Genomic DNA, 18,404 nt, shown 5'->3' on the forward strand with positions numbered 1-18,404 from the left:
AAGATGGTTAGTTGGACTAGGATTTAATTGCTGTATGCTTATATTTTTAAGATATAATTTTATTATATATTAAAGTTTTATTTTTATTTATTAATAATAAATAAATAATTTTATTGTAGTATATTTCATTAAAGTTGATTTAATTATTATATGTATGCCAAAGATATCGCGTTTTGCATTAGAGCGAATTGATAAACTTCACCAGCAGTATAAAGAAGATTATCCAAATATATCATTCAGTGATTTAAAGCATAGTGATGATTTAAATAGATATCGTAATAGTATTATATCTCATATTAAAACACGGGTTGATGAATGGAGTAGATTACGTAAGGAATTGCAGAAATCAAAAGATTCAGAAGAAGATATGGTAGATGTGCCAGCAGAAAAATTGGAGGGGTTGATAGGTTTTATTTTCATTGATTGTGAGCCAGAGCCACTGAAGACAATAGCAGAATTGTATAAATTTGCAACACCAGATGAGCAGGTTGTTGGTGCTACATTAGCTAGCACTGCTTTGTCAGAGCTTGGTTATGTTGTTTCAAGAAGTGCATTGCAGAGCTTTAGTGAATTCTCTGAAAAAATGCATGGCAGGAATTGGGCTACAGTGCAATTTGCCAGAGAATATAGTAAGGATATGTATGGCATTAAAGATTTTAAAGATTTTATAAATATCCCCGGTTTTCAGAGATCTGCTGAAGGAAGACAGTTTCTAATTGCACAAAAAGTTCTGAAAAATATTACTGTAACTCAGGATTTATTTATTAAAATGTTTGACAATGCATCTTCTAAAGGCAGTTCTAAGGTTTTGGATAAAAAAGTTAATGGCGAACCTTTATTGTTTAAACTTCTTAGTACAAAAGGTGTAAATAAAAGAGTATTAAGCAACATTATTGCAAACAATGCTAATCCTAGGATAGTTGATAGTAAGGGAAATAGTTTGATGTATGTTGCTTTAAAAAGACTTATTGCTAGTTCTAATGTTTATGAAAAATCAAAATTTAAGACAGGAAAGTCATTTTATTTGGCTAAACATGATTTGCAGGATGCTAAAGAAAATTTTCAAAGCTTAGTAAGAAGTGGTGTAGAATTTGATGCATTAGCTATGCATGCTATGCAAGAGGATGAGCATGGTACTGAGATTGTTTTGCATAATTTGTATACTGGCTTAAGATTAGGTGATTATGGTGAGGAGTACTATAAAAATAAAGCTGCATTTATTAGAGATACTAGCATCAAAGATAAATTAGATGCAGTTGACAGAGAACGAGAAAAAGTTAAAAATGATTTAGAAAAAAATATTAAAAATATTACCATTGCTGGCATAACATCCATTGCTGTTGATAATATAAAAAATGTATTAGATATATTTACCAAGAAGGCAGCAAAAGTCAGAAGATTTGCGGAAGATATGCAGCATAAGGCAGGTGGTCAAATTAATGCTATGGTTATTAAAAAATTAGAAGATGAAAAAAATGAGGTTATTGAGTGTGCAAAAAAAGCTATAGAAGTTATAGAAAGCAAAAAAAGAAATAAAGAGATCCTTGGGTTGGAAGCTGTTGTTATGTCTGTAAAAGATGCAATGTATAAATTTATTAAACAATCATCAGTATCTACTTTTAACTTACAATATGAGGAGGATATGATGGTTTATCGTAATAGGGCTGCAAGAGATAAGAAAATAGAGGATGCAATGGACAAGATTGCTCATTGTGCAGTATCTAATGCTAATAAGTCAATGATTGATGCTGCAATTAAAGAACACTCAAAAGGGGTTGAAAGTGCATTATCAGAAGCAACACCTAAGAAAACATTGGAAATGGTTGCCATGATTGCAGAGCAGAATAACAGAGATGATATTGCTGCAAATGCCATGAGGCTTGCTTTAGGCAATGGAGAGAATTTAGCAAGCTTAATGCAAATGCAAGAAAGCATGGATGCTAAGCATTTAAAAATGGCTCAAGATGATGGATTGTCTGATGATATGCATTTGACACTTGATGATAAAAATCCTTCAAGTGCTTTACGATTATTCAGAAGAGATAATAGTAATTTGAGTACAAAGCATATGAAATAGATTGTTATTTAGAATAAACAGATTATTTCCATTAAACATTGTTTTTATAGCATAAAACTACAACATGAGCTGCAATAGCTAATTCTTGGCCAATGCTATCCATCCCCTCATTAGTTTTTGCTTTGATGCTAATATTATTAATATTAGTGTTAAATATTTTAGCCATGTTTTCTCTCATTATGTTTCTGTGTGGTTCAATTTTTGGTTTTTGACATATGATGGTGATATCAATATTTCCTAGCTTATAGTTTTCAGCATTCATAATTTCAACTGCTTCTTTGAGAAATATTTCAGAATTAGCATTATACCATTGTTTTTCTGATGCTGGAAAGTGTGTTCCTATATCATCTTTAGCCATAGCACCAAAAATTGCATCAACAGCAGCATGTAGAGCAACATCGCCATCGGAATGAGCATCTATTGCTCTATTATGCTTAATATCAATACCACAAATTTTGATTATATGATTTGTTGATATGTTGTTTATTTTGAATTTATGTAAATCATAACCAAATCCAATGCGAAACATGAAGCCTCTTGACTAGTCTAAAATTTATCTCCAGTATATTACAGGATATTTATTTGTCTGCAAGCTTTATTGTAGCACTCTTTCTGTTATTTTTAAGTCTTCTGCATTGGTTATTTTGACATTTGCATAATCACCTAGAACAATTGTTACAGGCAAGTTGTATGCCTCAAGAAGGCTACTGTCATCTACATGTAAGCTAAACTTAGATAGTCTATGGCACATAAGTATATCTCTATACACAAATCCTTGCGGTGTTTGTGCTGTATATAAGCCAGATCTGCCAACATTGCCTACTATTCTATTTTTCTCTATTCTTTTAATTGCATCTGTTATTGGCAGTGCTGGAATAACTCCTGTACTTAATTCAAGCCCTTTAATTACTCTATCAATTAGTGCTTTTGATAAAAATGGGCGTGCAGCATCATGAATTAGTACATATTTTGGATCATATTGCTCTAGCGCTTCCAATGCATTGCAAACAGAGTTTTGTCTTTCCTTGCCACCAGCTACACTTATGATAGTTGGGTAATCTGCCTGTGGTATAGCTGCATTGAATAATTGTTGATCTTGAGGATTTATTGCTATAATTATCTTATCAATTTTTTTATGATTAACAAAGGCATCTACAGCATGATTTATTAAGTTTTTACCATTGATTTTGATATATTGTTTAGGGTATGATTCAGTATTCATTCGTTGTCCACTGCCAGCTGCTACCACAACAGCTGCAATTCTATTATCTTTCACCTTGGCAACCATTTAACATAAGTAATACTACTTTATTTTTTTTTCCTATATGCTTCAACTTAAATCTACTTCTAATAATTTAATTATCGATATCTTGTAGGGTTTTGTTTTTAAATTAGCTAAATACATTGTTTATTTAATACATTTAACTAAGTGCAATATGATTGCTTATTGTATAATCTTGATATGGTTGTCAATGTTTGTTGCTATACCATAATAGCTATGATAGATTGTGGTTATGCTTATTAGACTTTATAATTGGTAATGGGGTTTATATGTATTGTGTCATGTTGCACCAGCGAAAATTATTTTTTTTAGTATTTATACTTACATTGATGTTTGGTCAAAGTGCTGTTGCCATTGATGATAAGCTTAATATTGAGCCATCAGTGTTTACTGCTAATAATGGAATGACAGTTTGTGTTTTAAAAAATACTAGAGTACCACTTGTATCACATGTATTGTTTTATAAAGTTGGTTCATTTAATGAGCCTGTTGGACTCTCTGGCATGGCACATTTGTTGGAACATATGATGTTTAAGGCAACTAAAGAAAGAGATTCTAATTATTATGTTGAGCAACTTGAGAAGATTGGAGCACGTTATAATGCTGCCACTAGTGCTGAATATACTGTTTATTACGCTACTTTTCCTAAGGAATATTTAGCACTTGTAATGCAGTTGGAGTCACACCGTATGAATAGCTTGCTTATTAATAATGATGAGCTTGCAAAAGAGAAGAATGTGGTTATGGAGGAACGCAGACAAAGAGTTGAGAATAATGAGTTTGCTAAAATGATGGAGTCTATGAATGTGTTTTTATGGCTGAATTATCCATATGCACATCCAACAGTTGGCTGGGAGCATGATATTTATGCCATATCAAGAGATGATTTATTGAATTTCTATAATAAATACTATAGTCCATCTAATACTATTTTAGTGCTAGCTGGTGATGTTAGTGTTGAAGATGCTAAAGAAATGGTGGATAAATATTATCCAGCAAAAAATTCAACTAACTTAGCAACACCTAACATTAAGCAGCTTTTGCCTAAATTGTATGGAAATACTTACACTACTATTGCAGACTCAAAAATTAAACAGAATAAGATTATACGTTCTTATCGTGCTCCAGGTATAGGATCAGATCTGCATAATGCATTAATTTTTAGGGTTTTAGGTGAAGTTATATCAGGAAAGCGTAATAGTCAGCTTTATAAATATTTGGTTGTTGAGCGTAAAGTGGCTGTTGAGCTTGACACAGAAGTGGATGTGATTGGCAATATAGGTGTGTTTACTTTTGCTCTCATGCCTTCTGCAAATGTATCAATGGATGTGCTTTCCAAAGAATTGGATAGTTTTTTGGCAGATCTTGCTAAAAAAGGAGTCTCTAATGAGCAGGTTGAGATAGCTAAAAATTCATTGAAGATAAGTAATATTTATATGCATGGCAGTATTGACATTATGGCAAGATATTATGCTCAGATAATTGCATTAGGTTTGCCAAATAGTTTTTTTGCTAATGGATATGCTGATTATATGGAGAAAATATCTTTAGATGATGTAAACAATGCTATAAAAAGTTTAGTTAGTGGGTATTTTGTTGAAGGTTGGTTAAAAGGAGATTCTGCATCATGAAGAATGTTATTTTAATATTAGTTTTATTACCATTAAGTTTTTCTAAAGCATTTGCTTTTAGCTGGGATGATGTTGTTAGTTTTAAGACAGGCAGTGGATTTGATGTAATGCTGCTTGAGAATCATGAATTACCAATAATATCTATGGAAATTTTGCTCAAAGGACAGGGATATGCAACAGAAACAAAGGACAAACATGGGATAACATATCTTGCTATGCATCTACTCAATGATCGTTTAACAGTAGCCAACCCAGATGATTTTTACAACCTAATTGATCAAGATGGCATAGTGTTGAGTTTTTCTAGCGATGTAGACAATAGTAAGGTTTATATCAAATCAGTATCATCAAAACTGATGAATGCACTAGATTATTTACATAGACTTATTATTAATCCTAGTATAACAGATGATGCTATGAAACGCAGCAAAGATTCTATTGAAGCTGAAGTTTTGCATGCTGAGGAGAGTCCATTTTTTATTCTTTCTAAAAAAACATCAGAGTTTGCATTTGGTAAGCATCCATATGGCAGGGTTCCATATGGTGACAAGAATTCACGCAATAGCATTACTGCAGACAACATAAAAGAGAGAGTTGCTGCAATATTTAATACTGCTAATATGCATATTTCAGTATCTGGTGATGTTGATAGTAAAGTGATTTCTATGGCACTTGATAAATATTTAGGCAGCATTCCTAAATCAAGTATTAGCACATCAAAAATTGTTGTACCAACACTACATAAAAGCACAATCATAGAACATTTTAAATATAATGTGCCACAAACTGCTATATCTTTTTATGCACAAGGTGTATCAAAAAGTGATGCAAATTTTTATACCGCTACTGTACTTAATGAAATGTTAGGAGTAGGACTGTCTTCTAGGTTAATGCATGAAATTAGAGTTAAAAGAGGATTGGTTTATTCTATTGGAACTAGCTTAGTTGAGAAAAATCTTTATTCTTTGTTGATTGGAAAATGTTCCACTAAAGACCCAGAGCAAACTATAGATGTTATAAAATCAATTTTAAAATCATTTGCTAGTGAAGAATTGTCAGATGATGAGTTTAATGATATTAAAAAGAACATAACAAATCGTTTTCTTATGTCATTAATGGATAACAAAACTATTGTAATGTATTTATCTAGTCTACAGGCATTAAAACTGCCAGTTACTTTTTTATCTAACTACACTGACAATATAAATAAGGTTAAAATGCATAATGCAATGAAGATGGCTAAAAGCTTTTTAGATCCAGATGCATTTACATTTGTTACTGTAGGCAATTAGCTAGGTATTTATCTCCAGCCAACTGTATTGGCCATTTTTAATGCATCTCTGGCATAGTATATTAAGCTGTCATTAGTTTTTGTATCTTCTTTGAATCCACTCCAATTTTGTAACAATGGGCTGAGAGGAGTATCATTGTTTACAGGATATTCATTATTTTTAATAGCATAAAGCTTTTGTCCATCTTTGGTTATAATATATTGTATGAATTTTAATGCATTGTTTTTATTTTTTGCTGTTTTAAATAGACCAATACCACTAAAATTTGTATGCAATCCATAGTTTTGTTGATTTGGGAAGACAACTTTAATTTTATTGGATATTTTTTCATCTTTTTGTAATAATTTTGCTAATATACTACAGCTTATCACTGCAATATCAGCTTTTTTGCTTATCAGTGCTTTGAGTTGATCTTGCTCATTTGGGAATGGCTCATGTGCTAGGTTGTTTATGAGTCCACTAAGCCAAATTTTTGCATATTCTTGGCCAAAGTGAGCTATTAAGAATGTTAGCAGTGAGTAGTTATTAGCTTCTTTTGACTCAGAGATTATAATTCTATTGTGCCATTTAACATTTGACAGATCTTCATAGTTTTCGATTCTGTTGCCCAATTCCATTCTATCTTTTATATATACTATGAGCTGTGGATTTTTGCTTATAGGAATCCATTTTTGTTCCACTATATTATCTATTCTAATCGGCTGTAGCATGCTTTTGTTTGCTAGTAGTGCCATAATAATATTATTTGATGATATAAGCAGATCTGCTGCATTTATATTTTTTTTTGCATTTTTTTTGTTACATGTTAGTAGTGGCAATGTATCACCATAGAAAACATGGACTTTTACTCCTGTTTTTTTGGTAAACTCTGCAACTACATCTTTTAATAATTCTTCTTCTCTAGTTGAATATATGTTTAGTAATTCTTTGTTGTTAAATATAATTTGAAAAATGATTGCAAGTAGTACAATTATTAGTAAGACAGCTGATTTTTTTACCATAATGTAGTTAATTTGTTGAATAATGGAATTAGAATATCCTTGCCATAATTTTCTATCAAGCCATAAATTTTATTATTTACTAAATTTAAAGTTGCATACACGATTTATGGCATCAAGTACATTATGATAAGTTGGAAGGGTTGCTAGCTCTAGCTCCCTGGAGTAGGGCATGGGATTATCTTGTGCTAATACTCTACATATAGGGGCATCCATATAGTCGAAAGCATGTTCTGCTATTTGTGCAACAATCTCTGATGATATGTTGCAAAATGGCCAACCAGCCTCAACAATAACCATTCTATTAGTTTTTTTAAAGGATTGTATAATAGCTGGTATATCAAGTGGACGTAATGTTCGCAGATCTATCAACTCTACATTTATACCATTTTTTTCTAATACCTCAACAGCACCTAATGCCATGACCATTGCATAAGAAAAAGCAACAATAGTTACATCAGTTCCTTTGCGCACTACTCTTAGTTTGCCTATTTCTGTTGTTTCATTTGTGACATTATAGTTGGGTAATTCATTTTTGTTGCCATATAGCAGCTCATTTTCTAAGAAGATAACAGGGTTATCATCTTTTATTGCAGATTTTAACAAGCTTTTAAAGTCTGTTGCAAAGTATGGTGCAATTACTTTTAATCCTGGGATATGTGCATACCATGCAGCATAACACTGTGAATGCTGTGCTGCAACTCCCACAGCATTTCCATTTGGGCCACGAAAGACTATAGGTACTTTAACTATACCACCAGACATATAATGTGTTTTTGCAGCTGAATTAATAATTTGATCTATGGCTTGCATGGCAAAGTTGAAAGTCATGAATTCAACTATCGGTCTTAATCCCATAAAAGCTGCACCAATGGCTAGACCAGTAAAAGCATGTTCAGTGATTGGAGTGTCAATAATGCGTTTTGAGCCAAATTCTTCTAATAATCCTTTAGTTACTTTATAAGCACCTTGATATTCTCCAACTTCCTCTCCTATGACAAAGATATTTGCATCTTGGCGCATTTCCTCTGCAATAGCATCATTAATAGCTTTGCGTATTTCAATACCCATTGTGCCTCAGTTTTATATAAATTTATTTTAATCTATGCATTTTATTAAAAAAAATACTAATCGTAAATATAGATAATGTATTTATTGGTTATTTGTAATATAATGGTAATAAAAATATATCTTCAGTAATAAATGTTTTTAAATAGTTTTATTTCTAACAATATACAAATTAACTATGAATCTTCAAAAGATTTGTCAATGGCACTTGAATTGCCTTTGGTAATACATCTATACAGTAATTCACCACTTATTAGTTCATTCAATGAGCATATAGATGATATTTATAGAAGCAATAATAATGGAAGTGCAGTAATTGATCTGCAGTTTTGGCAAATTATAATACATAAATTTTTTCTCTCTGTTTTAGATTATGGTGTACGTAATCAGTTTCTTACCTATAAAGTATTTAACCATAATATTATGATTAATGCAGGTCAGAATATAGAAAAGGTAGTTAGTTTATTAAATGATGTGCGTACTGATATTATTAATATTTTTGGCAATGGTAGCAGATTATTAGATAGGCAGAACACAATAGATGTAACTAATTCTATTTGGAGATTGCTTGCCAATAAATATGGTGACACATGTTATTGCAATGATGAGACTACTGAGGTAGATTTAGCAAATAGATTAAAAAAAATGGTTATGGGTATTAGAGATGAGCCAAAAAGTAGACAGAGACACACAAAAGGACATTTATTATACAAATTACGTACTTTTGCACTTGCAGTTATAGTATTTATATTTTTGTTATCTCAAATGGTTTTGTTACCCTATGTTTTAGGGGTTGCTACAGTTGTAGCTTTTGTACAAGCAAATATGTTAATTACAACTGGGGTTGTGCTTGGAACATCAGGACTGTTTGCACTAGTATCAACTAGTTTGTTTTCCAGTGATATGGATATTGAGATGAAGCAAAAGGAGTTAATTAACTCTGCAGTTGGCTTAGGTTGTAAATCACTATCTGGCTATGGTCAGCAGAGTGAGAATAATAATCAAGAATCTGCTGATGTTGTTACAAATTATAATACAACACAAATAGTTGATACTCAGAGTTTAAAAGAAAATGGTGTAGGTAATGTTATTTCAACTGCTGTGTCTACTCCCATGACAACTATAGCATCTATGGACATAAAGTAAATATTTTATATGATAGAAAAATCATCAATGTCTGTTACTGCAGTTAATTTGTATTCCTCAATGCAAGAGGTGTTGCTTAGTGTGTATTCTCCAATTATGTTATTGCTTAAGTCTGTATTGTGTATTTTAGCATCATAGATAGATAGGTTATAAATATTTTCATAATTATAGTGATTGTCAATTTCTGTTTCTGTAATTATTGTCTCTAAGTTGCCATATGCAACAGTATTGCCAAATAAGAATCCTTTATGTACTGAGAATATAGTTCTATTAACATGACATGCACTATTACATTCTTCAGTGCCAGTAATAAAAACATTGTTAACAACATATCCTTCTGCAACTTTTTCTTCACACTCAGTATTGTCTTTATCATTATATTTTTTTATAAGTAATATTTTCTCACGCATTTATTCAATCCACTTGCTTGTATTAAATAAGTTCAAAAATGTGTATCTCATCATTATGGTGGGTATTGTACTGTAGATCTGTTTGTGAGTCTATGTAAAAGATATCCATAGTACCTTTTGAGTAGGCTGAAATAGTTTCTGATCCAGTTGTATTAATTACAGTGCTGCTTTCTATAAAGAATATCATGTTATTTTCATTATCTACTTCCATAGACACTTCATTTGACTCAGTAGATCCTATAAGAATCATGGAAAGACCAAGTAATAATTTGTTTGCAGAATCAGAAACAAACAGATTATTATCATAAATTCCATAATAACTGTCAGTGTGTGGCTCATTATCAATGTAGTATGTATGTACTAATTTTTTATTATTTTTCATTATTTATGTTTATTAAATTAATGAATTTGTAATTAAATTATATATTGCATTACCTAATGAAACAAGATTTATCTTGAGATAATGCTGTTTATTTAAGTAATTAGCATTTGTGTTGATGATTATGTTAAACAGTGAATAGGATTGATTAATTTGTTATTTGTATATCAGGTGAATCTATCGGCCATCTTGCTTGCGGTGCATGATTTATGTTGCTAAATTGGCCAATTTTAGCACGCTCTACACCAGCCCAAGCTATCATTGCTGCATTGTCCGTGCACATTGCAACTGGTGGTGCTGCAAATTTTAGGTTGTGCTGTAAGGCAACATTAGAAATACTTTTTCTAAGTTGCTTATTTGATGCCACGCCACCTGAGACAACCAGATATTTTGCAGCAGGGTAGTTGATTTTTAGCATAGGTAGTAATTTATCTAACTTTACAACAAAAATATCTTTAACAGCTTCTTGAAAAGAAGCACATATGTTATTAACGTTTTGTTCTATTGTTATATCAGTTTTGTCAACTATGCGTTTTACTGCTGTTTTTAAGCCAGAAAAGGAAAAATTATGATTGTTTTGTTTTATCAGTGGGCGTGGTAGCTTAATTGAATCTGATTTACCAAGTAGTGCTCTATTTTCAATAATTGGCCCACCAGGGTAGTTAAGCTTAAGCATTTTTGCTACTTTGTCAAAAGCTTCTCCTACTGAATCATCTAGTGTTTCACCAATTTTTATATAGTTACCAAGACTTTTTACTACCAGAATCTGACAATGACCTCCTGACATTAATAACATGAAGTAAGGAAATTCTATATTATTGGTAAGTATAGGAGTAAGAATATGTCCTTCGAGATGATTAATTGCTATAAATGGTTTGTTTGTAGCTAGTGCAATACCTTTGGCTGTCATTAGGCCAACCATTAAACAGCCAATTAGACCTGGTCCTGAGGTAGCTGCAACTGCATCTAGTTGTTTATAATCAATTTTAGCATTAGTCATTGCTTGATTAACAATCATTTCTATATTTTTAATATGCATTCTAGCAGCTATCTCTGGTACTACTCCATTGTATTTTGCATGTTCTAGAATTTGTGAGAATACAACATTGGCAACTATGTTTTTTTTATTGTCAACTATTGCTGCAGCTGTTTCATCACAACTAGTTTCAATTCCTAGAACCAGCACGGTTGATGCCAAAATTTTGCTGTAATAAGAGCTTCCATGAATTATAGATAAAAAAATAATTTATACTATACATGCAAGCATTGCTTATTGCCATTATATTATTTTACAGTAGTTTATATGTTATTAAGTATTTATAATTCTTATATGAATAAGGATTGAGTAGTCTTGAACTTTAATGATTAATGATGTTATTATTTAATTAGTAAATTAACAATAGAAGTTATAGAAAATCTATGAGTTTTACAATAAGCATTACACCTATTGCATTGTTAGAAATTAAGAATGTTGGTGGCAAGTTAAGAGTTGTGCTAGAAGCTGGTGGATGTTCTGGCTTTACCTATGGCTTTACAAAGCCTGAGAGTTTGCTTGATACAGATCATGTATTAGATATTAATGGTATGGTAGTTGCTGTTGATATTAATGCCTTGCCTTTTTTAAAAGGTGATCTTGTTTTAGATTACCATAAAACGATACAGGAAACTGGATTTTTTATTAAGAATAATTCTCTTGAGTTAGGTAAGTGTGGTTGTGGTAAGAGTGTCTCATTTGATTTTGGCATTAGGTAAATGTTATATAGAATGTGTTTAATGCTATTTTTAATGATGCCTATTAGCATTTTTGCAAATAATGAACTATATATAAATGGTAAATGGTATATAATTGGTCTACCCAAAAGACAAGAAACAATTATTGCTAATCATAATAAAGAAATATGCATTCAAGCATCAACATGTGAGAGTTATGTTTATTATTTAGAGTTAATGAATAGGCTTAATGATAACAAACAGTCTTAGGTTATTATTTAATTTTTTAATTGCATTATATATAGTGATGAATTGTTATTTGCAGTGGAAAAGTTCCCTTTACTGTTATAAATATCTAATACTTCTAGACTAATTTTTTCTGCAGTGCTTTTTACATATTCTTGGCTAAATTGGAAATAGTCATGAATTTCATTGAATTCAACATCATTATTTTCTGTATTGAATAATGCAATTACTATAATGCCATTTTGATGTAAGAATTGTTTAAATTTTTTAAGTATTTTTTCTAAGTTAGCATGATAAGAGATTCTTTCTGTGCAAAATACTGCATTATATAATGACTCCATAGGGTCAAGTAGTTTGGTTGTGGATCTAGTTTGAGTCTTTTTATACACCTTTCCAGTTTTATGGAACCAAAGTTTCTCACAGTGCTCAGTTGCAATTGGTGCAGTGTCTATACCAAAAATATCACATTCAATACTAGCTTTTTTTAGAAAAGTACCTATTTCTCCAATACCACAGCATATATGAAGTATATTCAATTTTTTTTCTGTATCTTGATGGTTTGACAGTGCATTTAAGACTATGCTGTGCAATGCCATATCTTTTTTATCATGATATATTCTATATGTAGTTATATGGTGTGCAGCCTCATTGATGATTGTAGATGGTATGGTTTTAATGTTAAAGCTGTTAATAGATTTTTCCCATTGATATTTTGCCATACTATGCCTGTTTGCTAGTTCTTCAAATATTCTAAATGCTTCATGAAATTTGTTTTTTTTCATGTAGCATCTTCCTAAGTTATATTGAGCTTCAATATCATTGGGATAAAATTTAAGTATTAGTTTAAAGCGTATAGTTGCATCAAAGTTATTATCCATGTAATAATGACACAAGCCAACCTCCATGTTGGTCTCATGTAGGTTTAGTATTTTATGCCAAAATACCTTAAATTTTTTTTTGATAAATGATTGACTTTTATTATTTTGGTTAGATGATATTGTGCTAGTCATTCTCATATACTATTCACTATTTTATAAGAACTATATCAATATTGCATTTATCATGTCTATTGTTTTTGTATCATTAGCTATTTTGTGTTTGATTGAATGCACACAGATCAGAGATCAAGCATTTGTTGCATCTAGGTTTTAATGCTTTGCATGTGTATCTACCATGAAGCACTAGCCAATTATGTGTGTTGGCCATGTCTTTTTTTGGTATGATTTTTAACAACTCTTGCTCTGTTGTCTTTACATTGTTGGTGGAAACAATGCCAATTCTGTTGCTTACTCTAAACACATGTGTGTCAACTGGCATCATTGGAAGATTAAAAGCAGTAATTAGAAAAGCATTAGCTGATTTTCTGCCAACTCCAGGTAATGTGATTAATTGCTCCATATTATTAGGAATAGTATTATTAAATTTATCAATTAAAATTTGACTCATTGCTACTATATTTCTAGCTTTATTTCTCCACAGACCTATACTTGATATATGTTCCTCAAGTTTTTCTATGCCAATTTTAATTGTATCTTTGGGTGATTGTAAAATTTTGAATAGTTTGCTAGTTACTTTATTTACTTGTTTATCTGTTGTTTGTGCTGAAAGCATTATTGCTACAAGCAATGTGTAATTATTGATATAGTCTAACTCTGTTGTAGGATTTGGATTTTCTTTCCTAAAACGGTTAAGCATTTCCTTGATAATCATATCTACTATTAACATCATTGGTTATTGAGTGTACATTGTAAATATACAGTAACTCTATTTATATATGAAGAATAAAGAGCATGTAAGGCAATATTCAGTATTAAATGATTTTATTAAGATGAGCTTTCTTGTAGTGCTGTTGACAATAGCGGGTCTTGTGATTGCTGTTATACAAAAACATAGGCTTTTTAATCAACGAGTGCAGAGATATTTACACAAGGAGTCTATAAAAATGGTTGGCACTATCAGGCAATCTATTTCTCATATAGAATATATAATGTCATATATAGTCAATAGAATACAAGATAATAATGGCAATATAGAATATGTTGATAATCTAATTAACAGTTTTCATAAATATGATTCATTGGTGGTATGGGATTCTATAAATTGGCTTGATAACAATGGTGTTGTTAAGGCTGGTGATGTTGTAGGTAAGATAGGCACTATTCACCCAACTATTAGTGGTTTAAATGCTGATAATTTAAACATTAAATCTAACATGGTGGTTATGGCATATCATAGTGAGACAGGTCTATCACTTGAGCAAAACATATGTAGTTTGTTGGTATTTGCACATAATGATAATGGGGATTATTTGGGAACTTTAGCAGTTGATATTAAGATTGATGATATGCTGCTATTTATTAAAAGTGTTGCTAAGTTAAGTAAGGTGCATTTTGCTGTAGACAGTGGACATAATAATAATGCATTGGACTATTTGCCAATTAGTCAGCATATTTTTTTAAGCAAACTTAAGCCAGAGGATTTTGTTGTACAGAATGTGGTAAATTATCCATTGAAGATTTTGGCTGTGTATGATCCATTTATTAGGAAAAGAGAGTTATACAGGCATTTGTTTCAAACAATATTTATTTTTACTGCAGTATGCTCAACAATGGTCATTTTTTTATATATTATTCATATTAGAAATATTAAACCTATAGTAACATTGGCACGGGTTGTTGATTTAATTTCTATGGGTAAGCATGATATAAACATTCCTAATTACAAGGTAGCTGAGATTAGCATTCTTGCACAACAGTTAAGATCTATAAATTGTTATATTAGTGAACTTGAGTTAGTTAGAAATGAACTTAGTCGTAAGAAGATTGAGGCTGAAATTGCTAATAAGGCTAAATCTGAGTTTATGGCTAGAATAAGCCATGAGTTAAAAACACCATTAAATGTGATTATTGCATTTTCTGAGATTATGAAGAATCAGCTTATGGGTCAATTGAATGATAAGTATACTGAATATAGTAACGATATATATGAGTCTGGAAGGAAATTGTTGTCTACAATAGATGATATTCTACACATATCAACTACTGAAGTTGGTGTGATGCATAACAAAGGTGAGTTGGTTAATGTTGTAGATATTATACAAAAAGTTATTAATGATTTTCGCAAAGACATTAAAAGAAAAAGTTTGCAAATTAGTATTGCTCAAGATGCTAAAGTTGCTGAAAGTTATGTTAATTCAATGCTTACAGAGCGGGTAATATGGCATATTATTTCTAATTCTATTAAGTTTAGCCATAATAATGGGTGTATAGATATCACTATTCTTACTGGTGTTTCTCGGGAGCGTTTGATAATAATTATTAAAGATGAGGGTATTGGTATAGCAAATGATAAATTAAATATAGCTTATTCTGCATTTGATCAGTTGGATGGTGGTTTAAAACGAAGATTTGAAGGTATAGGTCTTGGGCTATCTTTGGCAAAAAAAATATTAAACTTACAGAATGGATCATTGGATATTATAAGTAAACCCAATGAAGGAACAATGGTTAGTATTAAAATACCAGCAACAGCAACAGTTAGCACAGATCTTAAGCATACAGTTAGTAGTAAGAGTAGTAGTGTTTTGTAGTTTCTATGTTGAGCTTTATAGAGTTTTGCTATTTATGTTACAATGGTCTGTGTTGGCTCTGATAAGAAAATTTTGTTTTTACTAATATACTGACTTTAAAGAAATAGTTAGTGCTATGTTAGTGTTAAGATAGATTATTATATTTTTTTTCCACATTTTTGACTGATTTGTCAGTATATTCATCGGTTTCTTCTTCATTGTCTACTAGTAGTATTGGTATATTGTCTTTGATTGCATAGTTTATTTTGCCATCTTCTGTAACCAGTTGATTAGATTTTTGATCATAGTATAGATTTTGCCCAGTTTGAGGACATGCAATTATTTGTAATAATTTGTTTATTTTCTCTTCATTCATGCTGAATTTTATTGCCAAGGAACATGTTATTATTTTATGATCTATTTATGATATAAGCAACATAGGTGCTGTTAATGACAACTATTTTAAGCATTCGTAGTAAAAATAAGGTTGTTATAGCTGGAGATGGTCAGGTTTCCTTAGGTGATACAGTAATGAAATCTACTGCACATAAAATTAGAAAAATTTCCAGCAAAGGTAATGATGTTATTGTTGCTGGATTTGCAGGCTCTACTGCTGATGCATTTACTTTATTGGAGCGACTAGAAGCAAAGCTTGATAAACATCCAGGTCAGCTGAAAAGAGCTTGTGTTGAATTAGCAAAAGATTGGCGAATGGATCGTTATCTTAGGAAGCTAGAGGCTATGATGATTGTTGCAAGCAAGACTGATACTTTAGTTATAACTGGTGTTGGTGATGTTATATCTCCAGGAAGTGGTTTAGCTGCTATTGGCTCTGGTGGCAATTATGCACTTGCAGCCGCTAGAGCTATGTATGCAGATGATATGGATCCAGAGCATGTTGCACGTAAAGCTATGAATATAGCAGCTGATATGTGTGTTTATACTAATCACAATTTGGTTGTTGAGGTTATAGATATTTAATTGTTGTTATATTTAATTTTATTGATTTACAATATGGCTAATAATACTTTTTGTAAGGGCTATGTATGAAATTATTTGTATTTTACATGCTCTGTTTTTTTATTGTGTATAATGCCAATGCATTTAGTAAGGATAGTGTATATTTTGTAGATAAAATTGGAGACAATTGGTTGTTTCGTGGTGATCTGCCAGTATATAACAATGAATTTAAGTATAGTGATTTGTATATGGTAATGCATAATGAAGCTATGAGAGTTAAAAATATAGATATGCCAAACAACTTATTTATTGTTGATATAAATTTATTGCTTAGTGATAGTGACAACATAAAGACTGAGTTTGCATTTTTTAAGAAATATCCAGCTATAGGTGAAATATTTAATTGGCCAATATTTGGCACACCAAGTGTAAAAAAAGTTAAAGTATTTGGCAAAATAGTGGATAATGTTGTGCCAAATAATGGAAGATTGTTTGGACTGCTTTATGACTATGAAAATTATTATCCTCAGCATGTTTCATTGTTGATTAATTTGATGAATAGAGTATATAAGAGTCCTAGGGTATTCTATATTCACTGTGATGTTGGTTGTGATAGAGTAAGTGAGATTGTTGGAGCTTATCGCATGAATAATATGAACATGAGTTTACTAGATTCTTATAATACTACTAGTGTTGAGTGTAGTGGAATGCATTATTTTTCAAAATCTGCACTTGAATGGTATTGTTATTATATGAGAAATTATAGTGGAAAAGTTGGGCAATGTATTTTAGATTAGCACTATGCTTGTTGTATGTTGTAGTTAAACTCAGCACCATAGATTATACATAGATTAATAGCATAGAAAAATATTAATGCTATAATTACTCCTTCTAAACTGCCATATATAGATCCTATTTGTGAAAATTTTTTTATATAAAATGTAAGAATTTTGGCAGTTACTGTAAGCAGACAAGTTACCAATAGTGTTCCAGGTAATACATTAACAATCTTTTGTTTTTTGTTTGGTACAATTGTGTATAGCCAAAGAATGCCTAACATGGTAATAATAATGGTGATAAAATATTGAGCTGTTAGGTTGTTTTTAATCACATGTTTTACTATGCCTGCATCAATTCTTTTAACTGTTATACCAAGCAATGAGCCAACAATTATAGCAAGAGCAATTGCAGTTACTATGAATAGGAATTGCAGTATGCTTGTTAGCCTTCTTATTAGATAGTGTGGTGGACTTTTAACTCTATAAGCTCTGTTAAGTATTACACGAAATGTTTCTATAGTTGATGATGATGTCCATATCATGCCAACTATTGCAATACCTAATATGCTTTGCGGTGGAGTGGAAATTATTGTTAACAGTTGTGGTTTTAATATTGCAAGTAGGTCTCCTAACTCATTGTCAATAAATAATGCTGACATTAAACTTTGAATATCATTTCCTACATTGGTTATTCGCACAATCAAGCCAATTAGGCTGACTATTAATATTAAAGCTGGAAAAATTGACAGTATGATCAAAAATGATAAATAACCTGCATATTCTACCCCATCATGCTGAATAAGATCATGTGCTGATTTATAAAAGCATTTAAATAATTTTTGCATATTATATATGTAT

20 protein-coding genes are annotated in these 18,404 nt (G+C 31.0%); 9 read left to right on the plus strand and 11 right to left on the minus strand.

Annotation, left to right across the window (positions count from 1 at the left end; genetic code table 11):
• Positions 1 to 154: 154 nt before the first annotated feature.
• The gene (locus AABI72_RS04550; RefSeq protein WP_338364857.1) at positions 155 to 2,077 is read left to right on the plus strand and encodes a hypothetical protein; all 1,923 of its coding nucleotides are present in this window, start codon (positions 155 to 157) and stop codon (positions 2,075 to 2,077) included.
• A gap of 31 nt (positions 2,078 to 2,108) precedes the next feature.
• On the opposite strand, the gene ispF is transcribed toward AABI72_RS04550, so the two are convergent.
• Positions 2,109 to 2,606, minus strand: a complete 498-nt coding sequence (ispF, locus tag AABI72_RS04555; RefSeq protein WP_338364859.1) for a 2-C-methyl-D-erythritol 2,4-cyclodiphosphate synthase — start codon at positions 2,604 to 2,606, stop codon at positions 2,109 to 2,111.
• 66 nt (positions 2,607 to 2,672) lie between these two features.
• On the minus strand, positions 2,673 to 3,353 hold the full coding sequence (ispD, locus tag AABI72_RS04560) for a 2-C-methyl-D-erythritol 4-phosphate cytidylyltransferase (RefSeq protein ID WP_338364861.1): 681 nt from the start codon (positions 3,351 to 3,353) through the stop codon (positions 2,673 to 2,675).
• Between the two features lie 335 nt (positions 3,354 to 3,688).
• Between ispD and AABI72_RS04565 the strand changes: the two genes are divergently transcribed.
• Entirely contained in the window at positions 3,689 to 4,990 is a 1,302-nt protein-coding gene (locus tag AABI72_RS04565) for a pitrilysin family protein (protein WP_338364863.1), read from the plus strand.
• The gene (locus AABI72_RS04570) at positions 4,987 to 6,282 is read left to right on the plus strand and encodes a pitrilysin family protein (RefSeq protein WP_338364865.1); all 1,296 of its coding nucleotides are present in this window, start codon (positions 4,987 to 4,989) and stop codon (positions 6,280 to 6,282) included. Before AABI72_RS04565 ends, AABI72_RS04570 begins: the two co-directional genes overlap by 4 nt.
• Before the next feature lie 8 nt (positions 6,283 to 6,290).
• On the opposite strand, the gene AABI72_RS04575 is transcribed toward AABI72_RS04570, so the two are convergent.
• Both AABI72_RS04575 and AABI72_RS04580 read right to left on the minus strand, forming a co-directional pair.
• A complete protein-coding gene (locus AABI72_RS04575) occupies positions 6,291 to 7,283 on the minus strand; it encodes an extracellular solute-binding protein (RefSeq protein WP_338364867.1) in 993 nt (330 codons plus the stop codon).
• Between the two features lie 72 nt (positions 7,284 to 7,355).
• Positions 7,356 to 8,351 (minus strand): pyruvate dehydrogenase complex E1 component subunit beta, encoded by a 996-nt coding sequence (locus AABI72_RS04580; protein WP_338364869.1) that lies wholly within the window; start codon positions 8,349 to 8,351, stop codon positions 7,356 to 7,358.
• Positions 8,352 to 8,483: 132 nt separating this feature from the next.
• Here AABI72_RS04580 and AABI72_RS04585 point away from each other — a divergent pair, with 132 nt between their 5' ends.
• Positions 8,484 to 9,494, plus strand: a complete 1,011-nt coding sequence (locus AABI72_RS04585) for a hypothetical protein (RefSeq protein ID WP_338364871.1) — start codon at positions 8,484 to 8,486, stop codon at positions 9,492 to 9,494.
• A 5-nt stretch (positions 9,495 to 9,499) separates the two neighbouring features.
• Here AABI72_RS04585 and AABI72_RS04590 read toward each other — a convergent pair whose 3' ends face one another.
• The 3 genes from AABI72_RS04590 to tsaD all read right to left on the minus strand — a co-directional run bounded on the left by AABI72_RS04590 (position 9,500) and on the right by tsaD (position 11,481).
• Positions 9,500 to 9,904 (minus strand): hypothetical protein, encoded by a 405-nt coding sequence (locus AABI72_RS04590; protein WP_338364873.1) that lies wholly within the window; start codon positions 9,902 to 9,904, stop codon positions 9,500 to 9,502.
• A gap of 22 nt (positions 9,905 to 9,926) precedes the next feature.
• Positions 9,927 to 10,286: a hypothetical protein gene (locus AABI72_RS04595; protein ID WP_338364875.1), complete on the minus strand. Its 360-nt coding sequence runs from the start codon at positions 10,284 to 10,286 to the stop codon at positions 9,927 to 9,929.
• 145 nt (positions 10,287 to 10,431) lie between these two features.
• Positions 10,432 to 11,481: a tRNA (adenosine(37)-N6)-threonylcarbamoyltransferase complex transferase subunit TsaD gene (tsaD, locus tag AABI72_RS04600; RefSeq protein ID WP_410520610.1), complete on the minus strand. Its 1,050-nt coding sequence runs from the start codon at positions 11,479 to 11,481 to the stop codon at positions 10,432 to 10,434.
• Positions 11,482 to 11,702: 221 nt separating this feature from the next.
• On the opposite strand from tsaD, the gene AABI72_RS04605 reads away from it, so the two are divergent.
• Both AABI72_RS04605 and AABI72_RS04610 read left to right on the plus strand, forming a co-directional pair.
• On the plus strand, positions 11,703 to 12,035 hold the full coding sequence (locus AABI72_RS04605) for an iron-sulfur cluster assembly accessory protein (protein WP_338364877.1): 333 nt from the start codon (positions 11,703 to 11,705) through the stop codon (positions 12,033 to 12,035).
• Complete coding sequence (locus tag AABI72_RS04610) at positions 12,036 to 12,263, plus strand: hypothetical protein (protein WP_338364879.1); 228 nt, start codon at positions 12,036 to 12,038, stop codon at positions 12,261 to 12,263. It begins immediately after the preceding gene.
• A gap of 8 nt (positions 12,264 to 12,271) precedes the next feature.
• Here AABI72_RS04610 and AABI72_RS04615 read toward each other — a convergent pair whose 3' ends face one another.
• On the minus strand, positions 12,272 to 13,249 hold the full coding sequence (locus tag AABI72_RS04615) for a methyltransferase domain-containing protein (RefSeq protein ID WP_338364882.1): 978 nt from the start codon (positions 13,247 to 13,249) through the stop codon (positions 12,272 to 12,274).
• Positions 13,250 to 13,322: 73 nt separating this feature from the next.
• Positions 13,323 to 13,967, minus strand: a complete 645-nt coding sequence (gene nth, locus AABI72_RS04620; RefSeq protein WP_338364884.1) for an endonuclease III — start codon at positions 13,965 to 13,967, stop codon at positions 13,323 to 13,325.
• Positions 13,968 to 14,013: 46 nt separating this feature from the next.
• Here nth and AABI72_RS04625 point away from each other — a divergent pair, with 46 nt between their 5' ends.
• Positions 14,014 to 15,828, plus strand: coding sequence for a HAMP domain-containing sensor histidine kinase (locus tag AABI72_RS04625; protein ID WP_338364886.1), 1,815 nt, complete (start codon positions 14,014 to 14,016; stop codon positions 15,826 to 15,828).
• Positions 15,829 to 15,952: 124 nt separating this feature from the next.
• On the opposite strand, the gene AABI72_RS04630 is transcribed toward AABI72_RS04625, so the two are convergent.
• Positions 15,953 to 16,183 (minus strand): Trm112 family protein, encoded by a 231-nt coding sequence (locus AABI72_RS04630; protein ID WP_338364887.1) that lies wholly within the window; start codon positions 16,181 to 16,183, stop codon positions 15,953 to 15,955.
• Between the two features lie 74 nt (positions 16,184 to 16,257).
• Here AABI72_RS04630 and hslV point away from each other — a divergent pair, with 74 nt between their 5' ends.
• Both hslV and AABI72_RS04640 read left to right on the plus strand, forming a co-directional pair.
• On the plus strand, positions 16,258 to 16,788 hold the full coding sequence (gene hslV, locus AABI72_RS04635; protein ID WP_338364888.1) for an ATP-dependent protease subunit HslV: 531 nt from the start codon (positions 16,258 to 16,260) through the stop codon (positions 16,786 to 16,788).
• A 65-nt stretch (positions 16,789 to 16,853) separates the two neighbouring features.
• The gene (locus AABI72_RS04640) at positions 16,854 to 17,564 is read left to right on the plus strand and encodes a hypothetical protein (protein ID WP_338364889.1); all 711 of its coding nucleotides are present in this window, start codon (positions 16,854 to 16,856) and stop codon (positions 17,562 to 17,564) included.
• A 2-nt stretch (positions 17,565 to 17,566) separates the two neighbouring features.
• Here AABI72_RS04640 and AABI72_RS04645 read toward each other — a convergent pair whose 3' ends face one another.
• On the minus strand, positions 17,567 to 18,391 hold the full coding sequence (locus AABI72_RS04645; protein WP_338364890.1) for a YihY/virulence factor BrkB family protein: 825 nt from the start codon (positions 18,389 to 18,391) through the stop codon (positions 17,567 to 17,569).
• Between the last annotated feature and the right edge of the window lie 13 nt (positions 18,392 to 18,404).

Source organism: Candidatus Xenohaliotis californiensis (assembly GCF_963930935.1).
In the GTDB taxonomy this organism is placed as follows: Bacteria; Pseudomonadota; Alphaproteobacteria; order Rickettsiales; family CAWVOK01; genus Xenohaliotis; species Xenohaliotis californiensis.

Excerpts from the sequence above, each read along its gene's own strand:
- nth (WP_338364884.1), bottom strand. The coding sequence starts at position 13,967 with ATGATGTTAATAGTAGATATGATTATCAAGGAAATGCTTAACCGTTTT.
- hslV (WP_338364888.1), top strand. The coding sequence starts at position 16,258 with ATGACAACTATTTTAAGCATTCGTAGTAAAAATAAGGTTGTTATAGCT.
- AABI72_RS04575 (WP_338364867.1), bottom strand. The coding sequence starts at position 7,283 with ATGGTAAAAAAATCAGCTGTCTTACTAATAATTGTACTACTTGCAATC.
- AABI72_RS04565 (WP_338364863.1), top strand. The coding sequence starts at position 3,689 with ATGTTTGGTCAAAGTGCTGTTGCCATTGATGATAAGCTTAATATTGAG.
- AABI72_RS04550 (WP_338364857.1), top strand. The coding sequence starts at position 155 with ATGCCAAAGATATCGCGTTTTGCATTAGAGCGAATTGATAAACTTCAC.
- ispF (WP_338364859.1), bottom strand. The coding sequence starts at position 2,606 with ATGTTTCGCATTGGATTTGGTTATGATTTACATAAATTCAAAATAAAC.
- AABI72_RS04615 (WP_338364882.1), bottom strand. The coding sequence starts at position 13,249 with ATGACTAGCACAATATCATCTAACCAAAATAATAAAAGTCAATCATTT.
- AABI72_RS04590 (WP_338364873.1), bottom strand. The coding sequence starts at position 9,904 with ATGCGTGAGAAAATATTACTTATAAAAAAATATAATGATAAAGACAAT.
- AABI72_RS04625 (WP_338364886.1), top strand. The coding sequence starts at position 14,014 with ATGAAGAATAAAGAGCATGTAAGGCAATATTCAGTATTAAATGATTTT.
- AABI72_RS04585 (WP_338364871.1), top strand. The coding sequence starts at position 8,484 with ATGTTTTTAAATAGTTTTATTTCTAACAATATACAAATTAACTATGAA.
- AABI72_RS04570 (WP_338364865.1), top strand. The coding sequence starts at position 4,987 with ATGAAGAATGTTATTTTAATATTAGTTTTATTACCATTAAGTTTTTCT.
- AABI72_RS04610 (WP_338364879.1), top strand. The coding sequence starts at position 12,036 with ATGTTATATAGAATGTGTTTAATGCTATTTTTAATGATGCCTATTAGC.
- AABI72_RS04630 (WP_338364887.1), bottom strand. The coding sequence starts at position 16,183 with ATGAATGAAGAGAAAATAAACAAATTATTACAAATAATTGCATGTCCT.
- AABI72_RS04645 (WP_338364890.1), bottom strand. The coding sequence starts at position 18,391 with ATGCAAAAATTATTTAAATGCTTTTATAAATCAGCACATGATCTTATT.
- AABI72_RS04595 (WP_338364875.1), bottom strand. The coding sequence starts at position 10,286 with ATGAAAAATAATAAAAAATTAGTACATACATACTACATTGATAATGAG.
- AABI72_RS04580 (WP_338364869.1), bottom strand. The coding sequence starts at position 8,351 with ATGGGTATTGAAATACGCAAAGCTATTAATGATGCTATTGCAGAGGAA.
- AABI72_RS04640 (WP_338364889.1), top strand. The coding sequence starts at position 16,854 with ATGAAATTATTTGTATTTTACATGCTCTGTTTTTTTATTGTGTATAAT.
- AABI72_RS04605 (WP_338364877.1), top strand. The coding sequence starts at position 11,703 with ATGAGTTTTACAATAAGCATTACACCTATTGCATTGTTAGAAATTAAG.